General features: G+C 65.7%; 16 protein-coding genes and 1 pseudogene. 14 read left to right on the top strand and 3 right to left on the bottom strand.

Annotated elements, in window-relative coordinates; translation table 11 throughout:
• Nucleotides 1-187 precede the first annotated feature (187 nt).
• Nucleotides 188-1,060 (bottom strand): aldo/keto reductase family oxidoreductase, encoded by an 873-nt coding sequence (locus ACMGDM_RS08585; protein ID WP_436803720.1) that lies wholly within the window; start codon nt 1,058-1,060, stop codon nt 188-190.
• Between the two features lie 89 nt (nt 1,061-1,149).
• On the opposite strand from ACMGDM_RS08585, the pseudogene ACMGDM_RS08580 reads away from it, so the two are divergent.
• The 10 genes and pseudogenes from ACMGDM_RS08580 to ACMGDM_RS08535 all read left to right on the top strand — a co-directional run.
• Nucleotides 1,150-1,326, top strand: a pseudogene (locus ACMGDM_RS08580) (helix-turn-helix domain-containing protein); the annotation flags it as partial.
• A gap of 21 nt (nt 1,327-1,347) precedes the next feature.
• Nucleotides 1,348-2,049: a LysR substrate-binding domain-containing protein gene (locus ACMGDM_RS08575; protein WP_436804247.1), complete on the top strand. Its 702-nt coding sequence runs from the start codon at nt 1,348-1,350 to the stop codon at nt 2,047-2,049.
• 247 nt (nt 2,050-2,296) lie between these two features.
• Nucleotides 2,297-2,380: a pyrroloquinoline quinone precursor peptide PqqA gene (gene pqqA, locus ACMGDM_RS08570; protein ID WP_436804246.1), complete on the top strand. Its 84-nt coding sequence runs from the start codon at nt 2,297-2,299 to the stop codon at nt 2,378-2,380.
• Nucleotides 2,381-2,386: 6 nt separating this feature from the next.
• Nucleotides 2,387-3,289 carry a pyrroloquinoline quinone biosynthesis protein PqqB gene (gene pqqB, locus ACMGDM_RS08565; protein WP_436803719.1) on the top strand — a complete coding sequence of 301 codons (903 nt, stop codon included), beginning with the start codon at nt 2,387-2,389 and terminating at the stop codon, nt 3,287-3,289.
• Nucleotides 3,286-4,020, top strand: a complete 735-nt coding sequence (gene pqqC, locus ACMGDM_RS08560; protein WP_436803718.1) for a pyrroloquinoline-quinone synthase PqqC — start codon at nt 3,286-3,288, stop codon at nt 4,018-4,020. The genes pqqB and pqqC overlap by 4 nt, the downstream gene beginning before the upstream one ends.
• Entirely contained in the window at nt 4,017-4,289 is a 273-nt protein-coding gene (gene pqqD, locus ACMGDM_RS08555; RefSeq protein ID WP_436803717.1) for a pyrroloquinoline quinone biosynthesis peptide chaperone PqqD, read from the top strand. Before pqqC ends, pqqD begins: the two co-directional genes overlap by 4 nt.
• Nucleotides 4,286-5,386: a pyrroloquinoline quinone biosynthesis protein PqqE gene (gene pqqE, locus ACMGDM_RS08550; protein WP_436803716.1), complete on the top strand. Its 1,101-nt coding sequence runs from the start codon at nt 4,286-4,288 to the stop codon at nt 5,384-5,386. Before pqqD ends, pqqE begins: the two co-directional genes overlap by 4 nt.
• A complete protein-coding gene (gene pip / locus ACMGDM_RS08545) occupies nt 5,379-6,347 on the top strand; it encodes a prolyl aminopeptidase (protein ID WP_436803715.1) in 969 nt (322 codons plus the stop codon). Before pqqE ends, pip begins: the two co-directional genes overlap by 8 nt.
• 168 nt (nt 6,348-6,515) lie before the next feature.
• On the top strand, nt 6,516-7,142 hold the full coding sequence (locus ACMGDM_RS08540; protein WP_436803714.1) for a YdeI/OmpD-associated family protein: 627 nt from the start codon (nt 6,516-6,518) through the stop codon (nt 7,140-7,142).
• 117 nt (nt 7,143-7,259) lie between these two features.
• On the top strand, nt 7,260-8,621 hold the full coding sequence (locus ACMGDM_RS08535) for a Gfo/Idh/MocA family protein (protein ID WP_436803713.1): 1,362 nt from the start codon (nt 7,260-7,262) through the stop codon (nt 8,619-8,621).
• A gap of 112 nt (nt 8,622-8,733) precedes the next feature.
• On the opposite strand, the gene ACMGDM_RS08530 is transcribed toward ACMGDM_RS08535, so the two are convergent.
• Nucleotides 8,734-9,654: an NmrA family NAD(P)-binding protein gene (locus ACMGDM_RS08530; RefSeq protein WP_436803712.1), complete on the bottom strand. Its 921-nt coding sequence runs from the start codon at nt 9,652-9,654 to the stop codon at nt 8,734-8,736.
• Nucleotides 9,655-9,828: 174 nt separating this feature from the next.
• On the opposite strand from ACMGDM_RS08530, the gene ACMGDM_RS08525 reads away from it, so the two are divergent.
• Nucleotides 9,829-10,059 carry a hypothetical protein gene (locus tag ACMGDM_RS08525; protein WP_436803711.1) on the top strand — a complete coding sequence of 77 codons (231 nt, stop codon included), beginning with the start codon at nt 9,829-9,831 and terminating at the stop codon, nt 10,057-10,059.
• An 82-nt stretch (nt 10,060-10,141) separates the two neighbouring features.
• On the opposite strand, the gene ACMGDM_RS08520 is transcribed toward ACMGDM_RS08525, so the two are convergent.
• On the bottom strand, nt 10,142-11,683 hold the full coding sequence (locus tag ACMGDM_RS08520; protein ID WP_436803710.1) for a PAS domain S-box protein: 1,542 nt from the start codon (nt 11,681-11,683) through the stop codon (nt 10,142-10,144).
• Nucleotides 11,684-11,784: 101 nt separating this feature from the next.
• Here ACMGDM_RS08520 and ACMGDM_RS08515 point away from each other — a divergent pair, with 101 nt between their 5' ends.
• Genes ACMGDM_RS08515 through ACMGDM_RS08505 form a run of 3 tightly spaced genes read left to right on the top strand, consistent with a single transcriptional unit; the run spans nt 11,785 to nt 13,700 of the window.
• Complete coding sequence (locus ACMGDM_RS08515) at nt 11,785-12,189, top strand: YsnF/AvaK domain-containing protein (protein WP_436803709.1); 405 nt, start codon at nt 11,785-11,787, stop codon at nt 12,187-12,189.
• Nucleotides 12,170-12,814, top strand: a complete 645-nt coding sequence (locus tag ACMGDM_RS08510; RefSeq protein WP_436803708.1) for an OmpA family protein — start codon at nt 12,170-12,172, stop codon at nt 12,812-12,814. Before ACMGDM_RS08515 ends, ACMGDM_RS08510 begins: the two co-directional genes overlap by 20 nt.
• 31 nt (nt 12,815-12,845) lie before the next feature.
• Entirely contained in the window at nt 12,846-13,700 is an 855-nt protein-coding gene (locus tag ACMGDM_RS08505) for a YsnF/AvaK domain-containing protein (protein ID WP_436803707.1), read from the top strand.
• Nucleotides 13,701-13,739 lie beyond the last annotated feature (39 nt).

Below are 13,739 nucleotides of genomic sequence, written 5' to 3'. Positions count from 1 at the left end.
TCGGCGCCGCTTTCCACCTTACAACTCTAACGCTCACGTCAAGTGCCATCGGCATCGGCGGTGAACATTACCGGCTTGCCGCGCGACGTCGGCCCTTAACCGGCAAAAAGCCGCGCGTATGGACCGGGACATCGTCGCGCGATCGAGTTCCTGCGAGCGCTGATGGGACAGAAAAGGCCGCCGCGGGCTAGCGCCCCATCCCGTCCAGTACCGCCAGCGCTTCCTCCGGCAAGTCGAGTGAGGCCGCCGCCAGGTTCTCGTGGAGGTGGCCAACCGATGAGGTGCCGGGAATCAGCAGGATGTTGGACGAACGACGCAGCAGCCAGGCAAGCGCTACCTGCATCGGCGTAGCGCTGAGCGCGCTGGCGACCTCATCCAGCAGCGACGACTGGAGCGAGTTGAAGCCTCCCAGCGGGAAAAACGGTACATAGGCGATGCCATCGTCCGCCAACGCATCGATTAGCGCGTCGTCAGCACGGTGGGCGAGATTGTATTGGTTCTGCACGCAAACCACAGGAGCGATGCTCCGAGCCTCGGCCACCTGCGCCGCGGTCACATTGCTGATCCCGAGATGACGGATCATCCCCTGCTCTCGCAGGCGGGCGAGCACCTCGAAGGGAGCTGCGATCGAACCTTCGATCGGTCCGTGATTGCCGCCGCCGAGCATGGCGCGAAAGTTAACCACTTCCAGTGCATCAACGCCGAGGTTGCTGAGATTGTCCTCGACCGCGCGCCGCAGCTCGTCGGGCGAGGCGGCGCGGTTCCAAGACGCGTCTTCACCGCGTACTGCACCAACTTTGGTCACGATCACCAGATCGTTGGGGTAAGGCGTTAGAGCCTCGCGGATCAGCTGATTGACGACGTGAGGACCATAGAAGTCGCTCGTATCAATGTGGTTGACGCCCGCCGCTACCGCCTCGCGCAGCACGGCAAGAGCGGCATCGCGATCTTTCGGCGGGCCGAACACGTGCGGCCCGGCGAGCTGCATCGCGCCATAGCCCATCCGCCGCACCTCGCGGTTCCCGATGGGAAAGGTGCCGGCCTTGTCGATCGTCTGCATGGGTCTGTCTCCTTCAAATTCAAGCTAGTCATTGCCGATCATGCTGATAATCGGCCAAGATCTGCACGGGCCGTGCGGGATACCGAACAATGAACGTCGATCTTGCCGACCTGAACGCCTTTCTGGCCGTGGCGCGGGCGCGCGGGTTCCGCGAGGCAGCGCGCACCGCTGGGGCGAGCGCGTCCACCCTCAGCGAGGCGGTACGCCGGCTTGAGGCTTCACTCGGCGTCCGCCTGCTCCATCGTACTACCCGAAGCGTGACGCCGACCGAGGCCGGTGCGCGCCTGATGGAGCGGCTCGCACCGGCGCTGAGGGAGGTAGCGGCGGCGCTGACCACGGTTGACGAGCTTCGCGACGGCGTGAGCGGCACACTGCGGCTCAACGTGCCCGTCAGCGCGGCGCGACTCGTGCTGCCCACGATCCTGCCGGGCTTCCTCGCCGCCCATCCGAATGTCCGCGTGGAGATCGTCGCGGAAGACGGGTTCGTCGACGTGCTCGCCTCAGGCTGCGACGCCGGCATCCGGTACGACGAGCGCTTAGAGCAGGACATGATCGCGGTGCCGATCGGGCCGCGGGTGCAGCACTTCGCCACCGCTGCCGCGCCCGCGCTCCTTGACCGCCATGGCCGCCCTGAACACCCCCGTGATCTGCTCGATCATCCCTGCATTCTCGGGCGCTTCGCGAGCGGTCGGCTGACTTCGCCTTGGGAGTTCGAGCACGGCGGCGAGGTGGTGCGCGTCGAGCCACGGGCGCGGCTGATCGTCGGCGTCGGCGGCGCGATGGACCTCGGCGTGGACGCCGCCCTATCCGGTGCCGGCGTCATCCACCTGTTCGAGCACTGGCTGCGGCCGCATCTGCAAAGCGGCGCGCTGGAACCAGTCCTGAAAGATTGGTGGCAGTCCTTCCCCGGGCCCTTCCTCTACCATCCGAGCCGCCGCCTTGTACCTCCGCCGCTCCGTGCGTTTATCGATTACATCCGAGTGTCCTGACCCCCGAGCGGTCACTCGGAGTCGCTCGGGGATCGCCGAACCGATCGATCGTTCATGTCGATCGATGCCGCATTTCGCTAGCAAGGAACATAGAAGCGCTCGCTTTGACCGCGCGCCTGAACACCGCCGCCCTCCGGCGAAGCCGGCGGCCGCCTCGCATCGTCGCAAACGCGTGATAATGGGCTTGTAAAAGACTGCACAACCAGCCTTTATTCAACAGCGGACACCCCGCAAGCTGGAGATTGTCATGGCCTGGAAGACTCCGAAGATCGTCGAAGTGGCGCTTGGCGCCGAGATCAACTGCTATGCCTGCGCCGAGCTGACCGCCTGACAACAGGTGAAGGTCGTGGTGTTGGGGGCGGCCGCTGGAGGCGGCTTCCCCCAATGGAATTCGAACGGCCCGGGTTGCCGTCGCGCTCGCGCCGGCGACCCGGCCGCGCCATCTCGCACTCAGGCAAGCCTCGCCGTTAGCGGCGATGGCGAACATTGGTACCTTCTCAACGCCGCGCCTGATCTCCGCCAGCAGATCGAACGCACCGCCGACTTGCATCCTCGCGCGGGTCCGCGGCACTCACCCATCGCCGGCGTGGTGCTGACGGGCGGCGACGTCGACGTCATCGCCGGCCTGCTGACGTTGCGGGAGCGTCAACCGCTTGCCGTCCATGCCACGGCGGCGGTCCATGGCATCCTCGACGGCAATCCCGTCTTCGAAGTGCTGGCGCGCGATGTCGTCACCCGGCCCGTCGAGACGCTCGACGTACCCTTTGCCCTGGCGGGCGGGCTTAGCGCCACCCTGTTCGCAGTTCCAGGCAAGGCGCCTCTCTACATGGAGGAGGGCGAGGGAATGCAGCCGGTCGTGGTCGATGGAACGACGGTCGGCCTCGAGATCGCGCAGGGTCGAGCTCGGATGATCTTCATACCCGGATGTGCCGCCTTCACGCCTGCGCTCGCGAAGCGGCTGGACGGTGTTGACGTGGTCTTCTTCGATGGCACGTTGTGGCGTGACGACGAGATGGTCACGGCCGGCGCCGGAACCAAGAGCGGCCTCCGCATGGGGCACATGAGCCTGAGCGGACCGGAGGGCACGATAGCCGCCTTCCGATCGATTGCCGCCGATCGCAGGATCCTGATCCATATGAACAACACCAACCCCGTGCTGCTGGCTGATTCCGCCGAGAGGGCGGAAGCCGAGGCGGCCGGGTGGGAGATCGGGTACGACGGAATGCGGCTCGAGCTGTGAGCGACATCCTCTCCCCCGACCAGCTGGAGACGGCGTTGCGCGCGATCGGCGCCGAGCGCTACCACATCCATCATCCCTTCCACCGTCTTCTTCACGGCGGCGAGCTCAGCCGGGGACAGGTGCAGGCCTGGGCGCTCAACCGCTACTATTATCAGGCATCGATCCCCGCGAAGGACGCGATCCTGATGGCCCGCCTGCCGTCCTCGGCCGAGCGACGGGAGTGGCGGCGTCGGATCGAGGACCATGACGGGACCGCGGACAACCCGGGTGGCATCGCTCGATGGCTGAAGCTCGCGGAGGGCGTGGGGCTCGACCCGGTGCTGGTCGAGGGCGCAACCGCGATCCTGCCGGAGACCCGGTTCGCGGTAGACGCCTATGTTCATTTCGTGCGCGACCGCACCCTGCTGGAGGCGGTCGCCTCCTCGCTGACCGAGCTGTTCTCGCCGACGATCATCGCTGAACGGGTGTCGGGCATGCTCGCCAGCTACCCGTGGATCACGTCTGACACGCTCGCCTATTTCACCCCGCGCTTGGCGCAGGCCACACAGGACAGCGACTGGGCCCTCGCCTACGTCAAGGCTCACGCGGACACGGCGGAGAAGCAGGAGGCGGTGCTTGCCGCACTCCGCTTCAAGTGCGACGTCCTGTGGTGCCAGCTCGACGGGCTGTACCTTGCCTATGTCGCGCCGAAAGTCGTTCCACCCGGCGCCTTCGTGCCGGAAGTGCCATGAGCGTCGGCAGCCGGGTTCCTAGCTTTCGCCGAGGGGTCAAGTTCCGCTTCGATGCGGTGCGTCAGGCCTGGGTGCTGCTCGCGCCCGAGAAGCTGTTCATGCCCGACGAAATCGCGGTCGAGATCCTGAAGCTGATCGATGGTGAAAGGTCGATCGACATCATCGTCGACGATCTCGCCGGGCGCTTCCAGGCGCCGCGCGACGTGATCGCCACTGACGTCACCGCGGCACTGCAGGACCTGTCTATCCGCGGAGCCGTGCAGCTATGAGCCGCGCAGCGCCGCCGATGGGGTTGATCGCGGAGCTGACCCACCGCTGCCCCTTGCAGTGCGCCTATTGCTCCAACCCGCTGGCGCTCGACTCTCCCAAGGACGAACTGAGTACATCGGAGTGGGCGGCGGTGCTCGACCAGGCCGCTGCGCTTGGCGTCCTGCAGGTCCACTTCTCCGGCGGCGAGCCGATGGCACGGCGTGACCTGACAGACCTGGTTGCCCATTCCGCGCGGCTCGGGCTTTACACCAACATCATCACGTCGGGCGTGTTGCTGAGCGACGCGGCGATGGCGGCTCTGCTCGCTGCGGGAATTGACCACATCCAGCTGAGCTTCCAGGATGCGTTCGCCGGCCCAGCCGACCGCTTCGGCGGTTATCGCGGCGGTCATGAGAAGAAGCTCGCGGCGGCGGCGCGGATCCGAGACGCGGGACTTCCGCTCACCGCCAACTTCGTCGTCCACCGTCAGAATGTCGACCGAGTGGACGACATGCTCGAGCTCGGCGAAGCGCTGGGAGCGGAGCGCATAGAGATTGCGCACACGCAATATTACGGCTGGGCGCTACTGAACCGAAGCGCTCTGTTGCCGAGCCGCGAGCAGTTGGAGACGGTGAACGCCGCGGTCGCGGCGGCCCGCACACGCCTGAGCGGACGAATAGCAATCGACTATGTCGTTCCCGATTACTATGCGGAGCGCCCCAAGGCCTGCATGGGAGGCTGGGGCAACCGCTTCATCAATGTGTCGCCATCGGGCAAGGCTCTGCCGTGCCACGCTGCCGAGACGCTGCCGGGCTTCACCTTTCCGTCTGTGCGCGAGACGCGGCTGAGTGCGATCTGGGACGACTCGGACGCGTTCCGGCGCTTCCGCGGCACCGACTGGATGCCGGAGCTGTGTCGCAGTTGCGACCGCCGCGAGATTGATTGGGGCGGATGCCGCTGCCAGGCGCTGGCGATGACAGGCGATGCCGCCGCGACCGATCCCGCTTGCGCCCGCGCGCCCGACCACGGCCTGATGGCGCGGGCAATCGAGGCCTCGACCGGAGCCTCGCTCGGCCTCGTGCCGCGGCGACTTCAGGGCGCACAGGCCGATGACTGACCCGAGCACCCGGCGCGGCTTCTACCCGCCGATTGAGCCCTACGAGACCGGGATGCTGGATGCGGGGGACGGTCACCGCGTCTACTACGAGCGCAGCGGCACGCCGGGAGCGAAGCCCGCCATCTTCCTTCATGGCGGGCCGGGTGGCGGCATCTCGCCGCGCCACCGGCGTCTCTTCGACCCGGCGTTGTACGACGTTATGCTGTTCGATCAGCGAGGCTGCGGGCGATCGACGCCGCATGCCAGCCTGGAGGCAAACACGACCTGGCATCTGGTGGCCGACATGGAGCGACTGCGGGAAATGGCCGGGGTCGATCGCTGGTTGGTGTTCGGCGGCTCGTGGGGATCGACGCTGGCGCTCGCTTACGCCGAGACGCATCCCGATCGCGTCAGCGAAATGGTGCTGCGCGGAATCTTCACGCTGCGCCGGGCCGAGCTCGATTGGTATTATCAGTTTGGCGCCTCCGAAGTGTTCCCGGAACTCTGGGAAGCGTTCCTCGCTCCCATCCCGCTGGAGGAGCGAGACGATCTGCGCGGTGCCTACCGCCGGCGCCTGACCTCGGCCGATGAAACGACCCGTCTCACGGCCGCCCAGGCGTGGAGCATCTGGGAGGGGCGGACCATAACCCTGTTGCCCGATGCCGAGACGAGCGCCGGCTTCAAGGATCCGCATTTCGCGCTGGCTTTTGCCAGGATCGAAAATCACTACTTCGTTCATGGAGGTTGGCTGAAGGAGGGCCAGCTCATCGCCGATGCGGTGCGCTTGCGGCAGATCCCGGCGACCATTGTGCAGGGCCGCTACGACATGGTGTGTCCGCCTCGTACCGCGCACGACCTGCATCGGGCTTGGCCAGAGGCGGACTATTGTTTGATTGAGGGCGCCGGCCACTCCTTCAGCGAACCGGACACCCTGCACGCTTTAATTTCAGCGACAGATCGATACGCTCGGCGGGTCAGCTGAGTGGCGCCCGCCGAGACCCAGAAACAGTCATGAGGCACCCGTGGTGCGCTTCCGCAAAGCCGCCGCTTGCTCATCTGGCTCATGGTCTCGGCCGGCCACATGCTGCAGCAGGAAAGAGGCGGCAACGGGCCGCTTCTCAGCAAGACCGTTCCTGGTTAGTCTCAGGTGATGACGCTCGCTCACGCCGAGGTGCTCGCCTCTGAGACTCCTGCGGATCTCGCCGGCTGGCTCGCCGAGCATCACCCCAGCAGCGGAGAGCTTTGGGTGCGCATCTACAAGGAAGGCTCCGGGCAGCGCTCTGTCACGTGGACCGACTGCGTCGTGGAGGCGATCCGCTTTGGCTGGATCGACGGGCTGAAGAAGGCTGGCGACGAGCGCTCGTACCTCCAGCGCCTCACGCCACGCCGGCCAGGATCCAATTGGTCCGCCAGAAACCGTGATCATGCCGAGCGGCTGATTGCTGAAGGTCGCATGACACCGGCCGGCCTCGCCCATGTCGAGGCCGCGCGTGCAGGAGGACGTTGGGACACTGCCTATGAGGGCTCGGCCACAATGGTCATCCCGCAAGACTTCTGGACGCGCTGGCGGCCCTGCCGGAGGCAGAGGCGTTCTTTCGAACTCTCGACCGCAAAAACCTATATCCGATCTACTACCGCCTTCAGACGGCCAAGCGACCGGAGACCCGGGCTCGCAGAATGCAGCAGATCCTCGAGCAGCTCGCGCGCGGTGAGCGCTTCCACTGACCTGAGGCCGACCGAAATATCTCACATGTCTCACAAGCCGAGTTCCGCATGAAGCACGCAGGCTCTGTGCACCGGATCGTGTCTGACAGCGCGCTTCTCGCCGCCGGGCTTGTGCAGACGCAGCAGAACGCCACCTGACCTGTTATAGCAAGAAGCAAGGGGAGGACCGATGACGGCGGCAACCACGCGGCGTGGCGCAATCAAGGGCGCGGTGATGATGGCCTTTCCGGCGATCGTCCCGGCAAGCGTGCTGGGTGCCGCCGCGCCTAGCAAGCGCATCAACGTCGGTGCCGTCGGCGTTGGCCGTATCAGCCGCGGGCACGACATGAAGGAAGTGCTGCGTCACAATGACGCCCATATCGTCGCCGTGTGCGATCTCGACACGAAGCGGCTCGCATCCGGGCAGCAGTTTGTCGATGCCGCCTATGCGGCCCAGTCGGGAAAGCCGTACAAGGGCACGCGTGGTCACGATGATTACCGCGCCCTGCTCGCGGACAGGGACATCGATGCCGTCCTGATCTCCACGCCCGACCACCAGCACGCCCGGCTGGCGGTGGACGCGGTGCGTGCGGGCAAGGACGTTTACCTGCAGAAGCCGGCATCGCTGACGATCAGCGAGGGGCGCATCATGGCCGACGCGGTGAAGGCATCGGGCCGAATCCTGCAAATCGGATCGCAACAGCGCGGATCGGAACCGTGGCCGCAGTTCCGCCGCGCGTGCGAGCTCGTCCGCAACGGACGCATCGGAAAGCTGGAGCGGGTGGAGATCGGCTTGCCGGGCGATCCGTCCGGACCTGAAGCGCCGGCCATGCCGATTCCGAAGAACCTGAACTACGACGCCTGGCTCGGCTCCACGCCGGAGGTCTTCTATACCGAGATGCGGGTCCATCCGCAGGACTCGATCGATGCGCGCCCGGGCTGGCTGCGCTGTGAGCAGTTCGGCGCCGGCATGATCACTGGCTGGGGAGCGCATCACATCGATATCGCTCACTGGGGCATGGACACCGAGCTCACCGGGCCGATCGAGATCTGGGGCAAGGCCGAGTTCCCTAAAGGCGGCCTGTGGGACGTCCATGGTTCGTTCGAAACTCATGGCCGCTACGCCAATGGCGTGCTGATGACCATCTCCGGCACGTTCCCCAATGGGGTAAAGCTTATCGGTGACAAGGGCTGGATCTTCGTGACCCGCAGCGGTGCCGTGACGGCCAGCGATCCTGGCGGGCCGCAGATCGTCCCGTTGGTGGCGAGCGACCCCAAGATCCTCGACAGCGTCATCGGACCAGGCGAGGTCCAGCTGCGCAAGACGCCGGAACAGCATCGCGACTGGCTCGACGCCGTTCGCACGCGCGGCCCGGTCTCTGCGCCGGCAGAGATCGGCCATCGCGCCTGTTCCACCTGCCTACTGCACTGGACCGCTATGAAGACCGGACGTCGACTGAAGTGGGATCCCGCAGCGGAGCGTTTCATCGGCGACGAGGAGGCGAACCGCATGCTGAGCCGGTCGCAGCGGACTGGCTATTCGCTCACCTGAGCATCGCTGACACCGGCGCGGTCAACATCGACGTCGGGTCGGCGCGACGGCGGCAAGCGCTACGTTTCGGTTCCCTCCGACGATCCGCCGCCTCATGCAGTTTGCGGGCTGCTCAGCGAGCCGGGTGCGGCATGGTCGGGTCGGCAAGCACCTGGCGTGCCTTGGTCCACGTCAGGTCCGGGTAGCGGTCATTGTCGAGGGGCGTGAGCTTGCCGCACCCTTCCATCATGTCGCGCAGGTACTGCATGCCTTGCCACGCAGGAAAAACCGAGCCGGGCTGTGGAGCGAGCAGGCGAGTCACGCTGATCATTGCGCTCAGCACCGGCACGCCACCCGGCCGGACCAGCCGAAAACGGTGCCCGGTCAGCAACTGCATGGTCGCAGCGAGTTCGCGTGGGCTGACGACGTCGCCCGCGATCCGCAGGAGGCGTGGCGTGTCCGGGTCGAGCGCGGCCGCAGCAGCGTAGGCCGCGACGTCGTCCTTGGTCGTGAAGTCAAGCGGCTGGTCAAGACGACCCCAATGTAGCACCAGCCTTGGCCCCTTGAGCACGATCGGTGCCTGGCCGGACAGCAGATCGGCGAAGGCGCCGTTCAGGATCGAGGTCGCCCGGATCGGAGCGGCGTCAACCCTGGCCATGAACCGACGCCTGAGGTCGAGATTGCGATTGCGCCCGGGCTCTGTCTTCGTGAAGTCGAGTGAATAGTCGGACGGGATGAAGCGCGGGACGCCTGCCGCGACAGCGGCGTCCAGCACGCGACCCTGCAGGTCGATGATCGTCTCTTCAAGGCCGTTCAGCGCCGAAACGACGCAGGCACCGCCGCTAAGCGCGTCGCGCAAGGCAGTTGCATCGTCGAAGTCGATGGTTCGTACGGTCACGCCGGTGCCGGACAGCGCCAACACCTCCGAGCCCTGTCTGACCAGCGCCAGCACGTCCGCGTTCCGTTTCGCCAGTGACCGAGCAATACGCAGCCCCAGGTCGCCCGTAGCTCCGACGAGCACGATCCGGCCCTGCCCTGCTGTCGCACCGCTCATCTCACGTCTCCTGTTCGGCCCGGTTCACCGGTGCCAACCAGTAAGCCGGCGAAGGTGCACGCGCGCAAGAAATGCTCCTGAGCGAGCCCGTTCATCGTGCCTCTCCTATTCCGGCGGGTTGGGTCAGGCGGCCACGGGCAGAGCTGACCAGGACGGCAGTGTTAGCAAGCCGGGATGGGTTCGACGCAGCGCAGGCAGGTCGCCGCGGAAGCCCTCGCGCGCGATCCACTCGAACATGAGCCGGAAGTCCTCGGGCAATCTGGCGCGCAGAAACATCGGGATCGTAAAGGATATCACCGGCCCCTTGCCCGATCCGCGCAGCGCGGCGATCGTCTGCTCTCGCGTGATGCTGTCGCCGGCGATCTCAATTGCGCGCCCGACATGCTCGGCGGGATGCTACAGTAATAGTGGTCATGCCGACGGTTGATGATGGTGGAAGGCAGCTGGCGCCGGCCTCAACTCGACGTCGAGGCGGCGCACAGCGGCATCAGGCGAGACCTCTTTCCCTCGCCCAGGCGACAGCGGCGGTACGACGGTTCACGCCGATTTTGGCGTAGATGCTTGCAACGTGGTTGCGCACCGTATTTGCTGACAGCGTAAGCTGACTTGCAATGGCCTTGTCGTCGTGGCCTTCGCAGACAAGGCCAAGAACCTCCCGTTCCCTCGCCGTCAGCTCCGGTGACGTCTGCGCGTCCCGCCCGGCGCGAGGCGGATTCTTGATCGAGGCGAGCTTGTCCATGATCGACCGACTGAACCATTTCGCGTCCTTCATCACCGCTTCGATCGCATTGACCAGGTCGACCTCCGTGCTGCGCCGCTCGGTGATATCCTGAAACAACCAAAGCGTGCAGCGCTCGCCCCGAAGCGCCATCCGTTCGGCGGAGAGAAGGCAGTCCACCGGGTTGCCGCGCGCATCGAGCAAGCGCACGTCGCGATTGCGAAGGCCCCCAGCCCGCTCGATCTCTGCCTCCGCTGCGTTTCGCTCGCTGACATCCGCCCATAGTTCCGGATCACCCGCGGCTCGGCCGAGGAAGCCTGCCGAGCTATATCCCGTCAGTTGCCAGAATGCGTCATTGGCCTCGATCATCCGGTGACCATCGGGCGAGGTCAGCGCCATGGCCACCGGAGCCATGCGGAAAAGCGTTGAAAAGTGCGCCTCGCTATCGCGCAGGGCACGTTCGGCCGTCCGGCGCGGCTCGAGATCGGCGAAGGTGAACAGCATGCATTTGTCGTCACCGATCTCGATCGGCTGCCCTGCGAGGATAACGAGCTTTGTGCGGTTGTCCGGCAGCGGCAGCTCGGCTTCCATTTGTGGGATGGTCTTTCCCTCTCGCAGTCGCTGCTGCGCAACCTCCGCCCGGTCTGCTTCGCGCAGGATGTTGAGCTCATGCAGGCTGCGCCCGATCAGCATCGATCGGGGATAGCCCGTCATCTCCAGGAAGCCGCGATTGGCGCGGACGAACCGCTGGTCGGTCAGGCGCAGAATGAGGGCGGGCGCAGGGTTCGCCTGGAACATCGCTTCGAAGCGCGCCTCCGCCTCACCCTGCTCCGAAAGGTCCTGGATCACCAGCGCGAGGCAGTCCGGTTCGTCGTCGTCGCCCGTCATGACCACGTCGCGCACGTGATGCATCCACCGCGGCTCGTCAGCGCCGGTCGCCGCCACGTGGACGATGAGATCCGGGAAGCTCTCCCCAGCCAGGACCCTCATGATCGGATATTCACGCCCGGTCAGGCGCTGGCCGTTCGGCAGCATAAGCGCGAAGCGCCTGACGTACTCGTCGGCGGTGTTTCCCAAGCCCTCGGGCCCGGCCACCCCATGCATGGCCAGCGCTGCATCATTGCACCAGATGATCGCGCCAGTTAGGTCGATCAGCACGACACCGGCTGTCAGCCCATCGATCAGCTGTTCGAGATGCCGCAGCGTGCCGCCGGCAAGGGTAGTGGGAAGAGGTGCAGCCATTCCGGGCAAGCGCTGGCCCGCGCACCTAGTTCCCGCGGCAAAGGACTTCGTCTGCGCTTGCACCACCACGCATGGTATCGATCTACTATACGGCAAGCTCCTGATCTGCCTCAATTTGGGACCGATCGCGCTGACCGCTTGTTGAGCCGCCCGAATGAGCAGGGCGCACCATGGCCGACCATCTACATATACCGATCGTGGAAGAAGAGGCGTGGATCGCCAAGCGCCGGGTCGAGACCGAGCGTGTGTCCGTACACACCTGGGCACAAGAAGACGCGGTGACCTTGCGTGAGGATCTCACGCGCGAACAGCTCGACATCAGTCGGGTCCCGATCGGGGTACAAGTCGACCAGACGCCCGCCGTGCGGCAGGAAGGCGATGTCACCATCGTGCCTGTTCTTGAAGAGCGGCTCGTCGTCGAAAAGCGCCTCTTTCTTGTCGAGGAACTGCACATCCGTCGCCTCGTAGCGGTCGAACCCGTGGAAGTGCCGACGATCCTTCGCCGCACGCGCGTCGCCGTCGAGCGAACCGCCTCAGATCAGCAGGAGGAATTGAATGACCGGACCGACCGGTGACCACCGCGATGGCGCTCCCAGCCATATTCACATTGAGAAGAAGAAGGGCGTCAACTGGCTGCCGTGGCTTCTCCTCGCGCTGGGCGTGCTTGCGCTGCTGGTAGCGCTCAGCCGTTGCGACCGGGACGAAGCGACAGTCGCCCCCGCCGCTGCGCCCTCGCCCGCCGATACCGCCATCGCAAACGGCTCTGTCGTTGCGACCACGCCGAACGCTGCGACCTCGGTTGCGGCAGCAGGCACGTCCGCTCTCGGCACCTATCTCGGGGGCAGCGAGCCCGCGCCGCGCACCTTCACGTTCGAGAAGCTGAACTTCGACACAGCGAAGAGCGCCATCCGGCCCGCTGACGCAGCCGAGGTCGACCAAGTTGCTCGGACGCTGCAGCAATATCCGAACGCGCGCATTCGTGTCGCCGGCTACGCCGACGCACGTGGTGCTGTGCCGGCGAACATCGCGCTGGGCAAGGCACGCGCTGACGCGATCAAGGCTGCGCTCGTCGCCAAGGGCATCGATGCGAGCCGGATCGCCACCGCGTCAGGCGGCGAAGCCGATCCCGTCGATACCAACGCCACCGCTCAGGGGCGTTTCGAGAACCGCCGCACCGAGCTCGTCGTGACGGCGCGCTGATCAACCTACAGGCTTCACAAGGAGAGTAATCATGGCGACCACCATCACCGCGCTGTTCGACCACCGCGCAGAGGCCGAAGCGGCCAAGGAGCGGCTGCAGGCTGCTCGCGTTCACGCCGACAACGTTCACCTTCATGACAAGACGAGCGCCGGGCATCGTGAGAGCGGCTACTCCAGCCAGCAGGAGCCCGGCTTCTGGGAGTCGATCAAGAACGCCTTCGCTCCCGACGAGGACCGTCACGTCTACGAAGAAGGCGTGCGTCGCGGTGGAACTTTGCTCACCGCCGATGTCGATGACGACTGCGTCGACGAGGCTGTCCGCATCCTTGAGGAGGCCGACACGGTCGATATCGATGATCGTTCCAGCCAGTGGCGCGCGTCGGGTTGGGACTATGGCAATGCCGGCGCTGTCGGGCTGGCGGGTACCGCATCGGCGCTGAGGAGCGATCATCAAAGTGACGGCGTTCGCGGCGAACGCGAGGAGGTGATCCCGATCGTCGAAGAGGAGTTGGTCGTCGGCAAGCGCGACGTCAGCCGCGGCGGCGTGCGGGTGCGCTCGTACGTATCCGAGACGCCGGTGCATGAGCAGGTTCGCCTCCGCAACGAGCGGGTCGACGTCGAGCGTCGCCGGGTCGATCTGCCCCTCTCGGCGGCCGACACGGACGCCTTTCGTGAGCGGACGATCGACATGACGGCTACCGGCGAAGAGGCGGTTGTCGGCAAGAGCGCCCGGGTCGTCGAGGAGGTCGTCGTCTCCAAAACTGCCGAGGAACATGTTGAGAGCATCGACGACACCGTTCGCCGTACCGATGTCGAGGTCGAGCGCGACAGCGACCTCGATCGGGATGACCGGACCGGCTTAGGCTCGACGTCCGACCGCTTCTGAACAGACTGCCCGCGCAGGTCCCATTCTGCGCGGGCGCCT

The organism is Sphingomonas larreae (genome assembly GCF_051400595.1).
Lineage (GTDB): Bacteria > Pseudomonadota > Alphaproteobacteria > Sphingomonadales > Sphingomonadaceae > Sphingomonas.
Note: the sequence above shows the minus strand (reverse complement) of the source record. Positions and strands in the feature narration are given on the sequence as shown.

Coding starts and splice junctions, on each gene's coding strand:
- ACMGDM_RS08510 (WP_436803708.1), top strand. CDS start 12,170: ATGACCGGACCGACCGGTGACCACCGCGATGGCGCTCCCAGCCATATT.
- pip (WP_436803715.1), top strand. CDS start 5,379: ATGACTGACCCGAGCACCCGGCGCGGCTTCTACCCGCCGATTGAGCCC.
- ACMGDM_RS08515 (WP_436803709.1), top strand. CDS start 11,785: ATGGCCGACCATCTACATATACCGATCGTGGAAGAAGAGGCGTGGATC.
- ACMGDM_RS08505 (WP_436803707.1), top strand. CDS start 12,846: ATGGCGACCACCATCACCGCGCTGTTCGACCACCGCGCAGAGGCCGAA.
- ACMGDM_RS08530 (WP_436803712.1), bottom strand. CDS start 9,654: ATGAGCGGTGCGACAGCAGGGCAGGGCCGGATCGTGCTCGTCGGAGCT.
- ACMGDM_RS08535 (WP_436803713.1), top strand. CDS start 7,260: ATGACGGCGGCAACCACGCGGCGTGGCGCAATCAAGGGCGCGGTGATG.
- pqqA (WP_436804246.1), top strand. CDS start 2,297: ATGGCCTGGAAGACTCCGAAGATCGTCGAAGTGGCGCTTGGCGCCGAG.
- ACMGDM_RS08575 (WP_436804247.1), top strand. CDS start 1,348: ATGGAGCGGCTCGCACCGGCGCTGAGGGAGGTAGCGGCGGCGCTGACC.
- ACMGDM_RS08585 (WP_436803720.1), bottom strand. CDS start 1,060: ATGCAGACGATCGACAAGGCCGGCACCTTTCCCATCGGGAACCGCGAG.
- ACMGDM_RS08540 (WP_436803714.1), top strand. CDS start 6,516: ATGACGCTCGCTCACGCCGAGGTGCTCGCCTCTGAGACTCCTGCGGAT.
- pqqE (WP_436803716.1), top strand. CDS start 4,286: ATGAGCCGCGCAGCGCCGCCGATGGGGTTGATCGCGGAGCTGACCCAC.
- ACMGDM_RS08525 (WP_436803711.1), top strand. CDS start 9,829: ATGGGTTCGACGCAGCGCAGGCAGGTCGCCGCGGAAGCCCTCGCGCGC.
- pqqD (WP_436803717.1), top strand. CDS start 4,017: ATGAGCGTCGGCAGCCGGGTTCCTAGCTTTCGCCGAGGGGTCAAGTTC.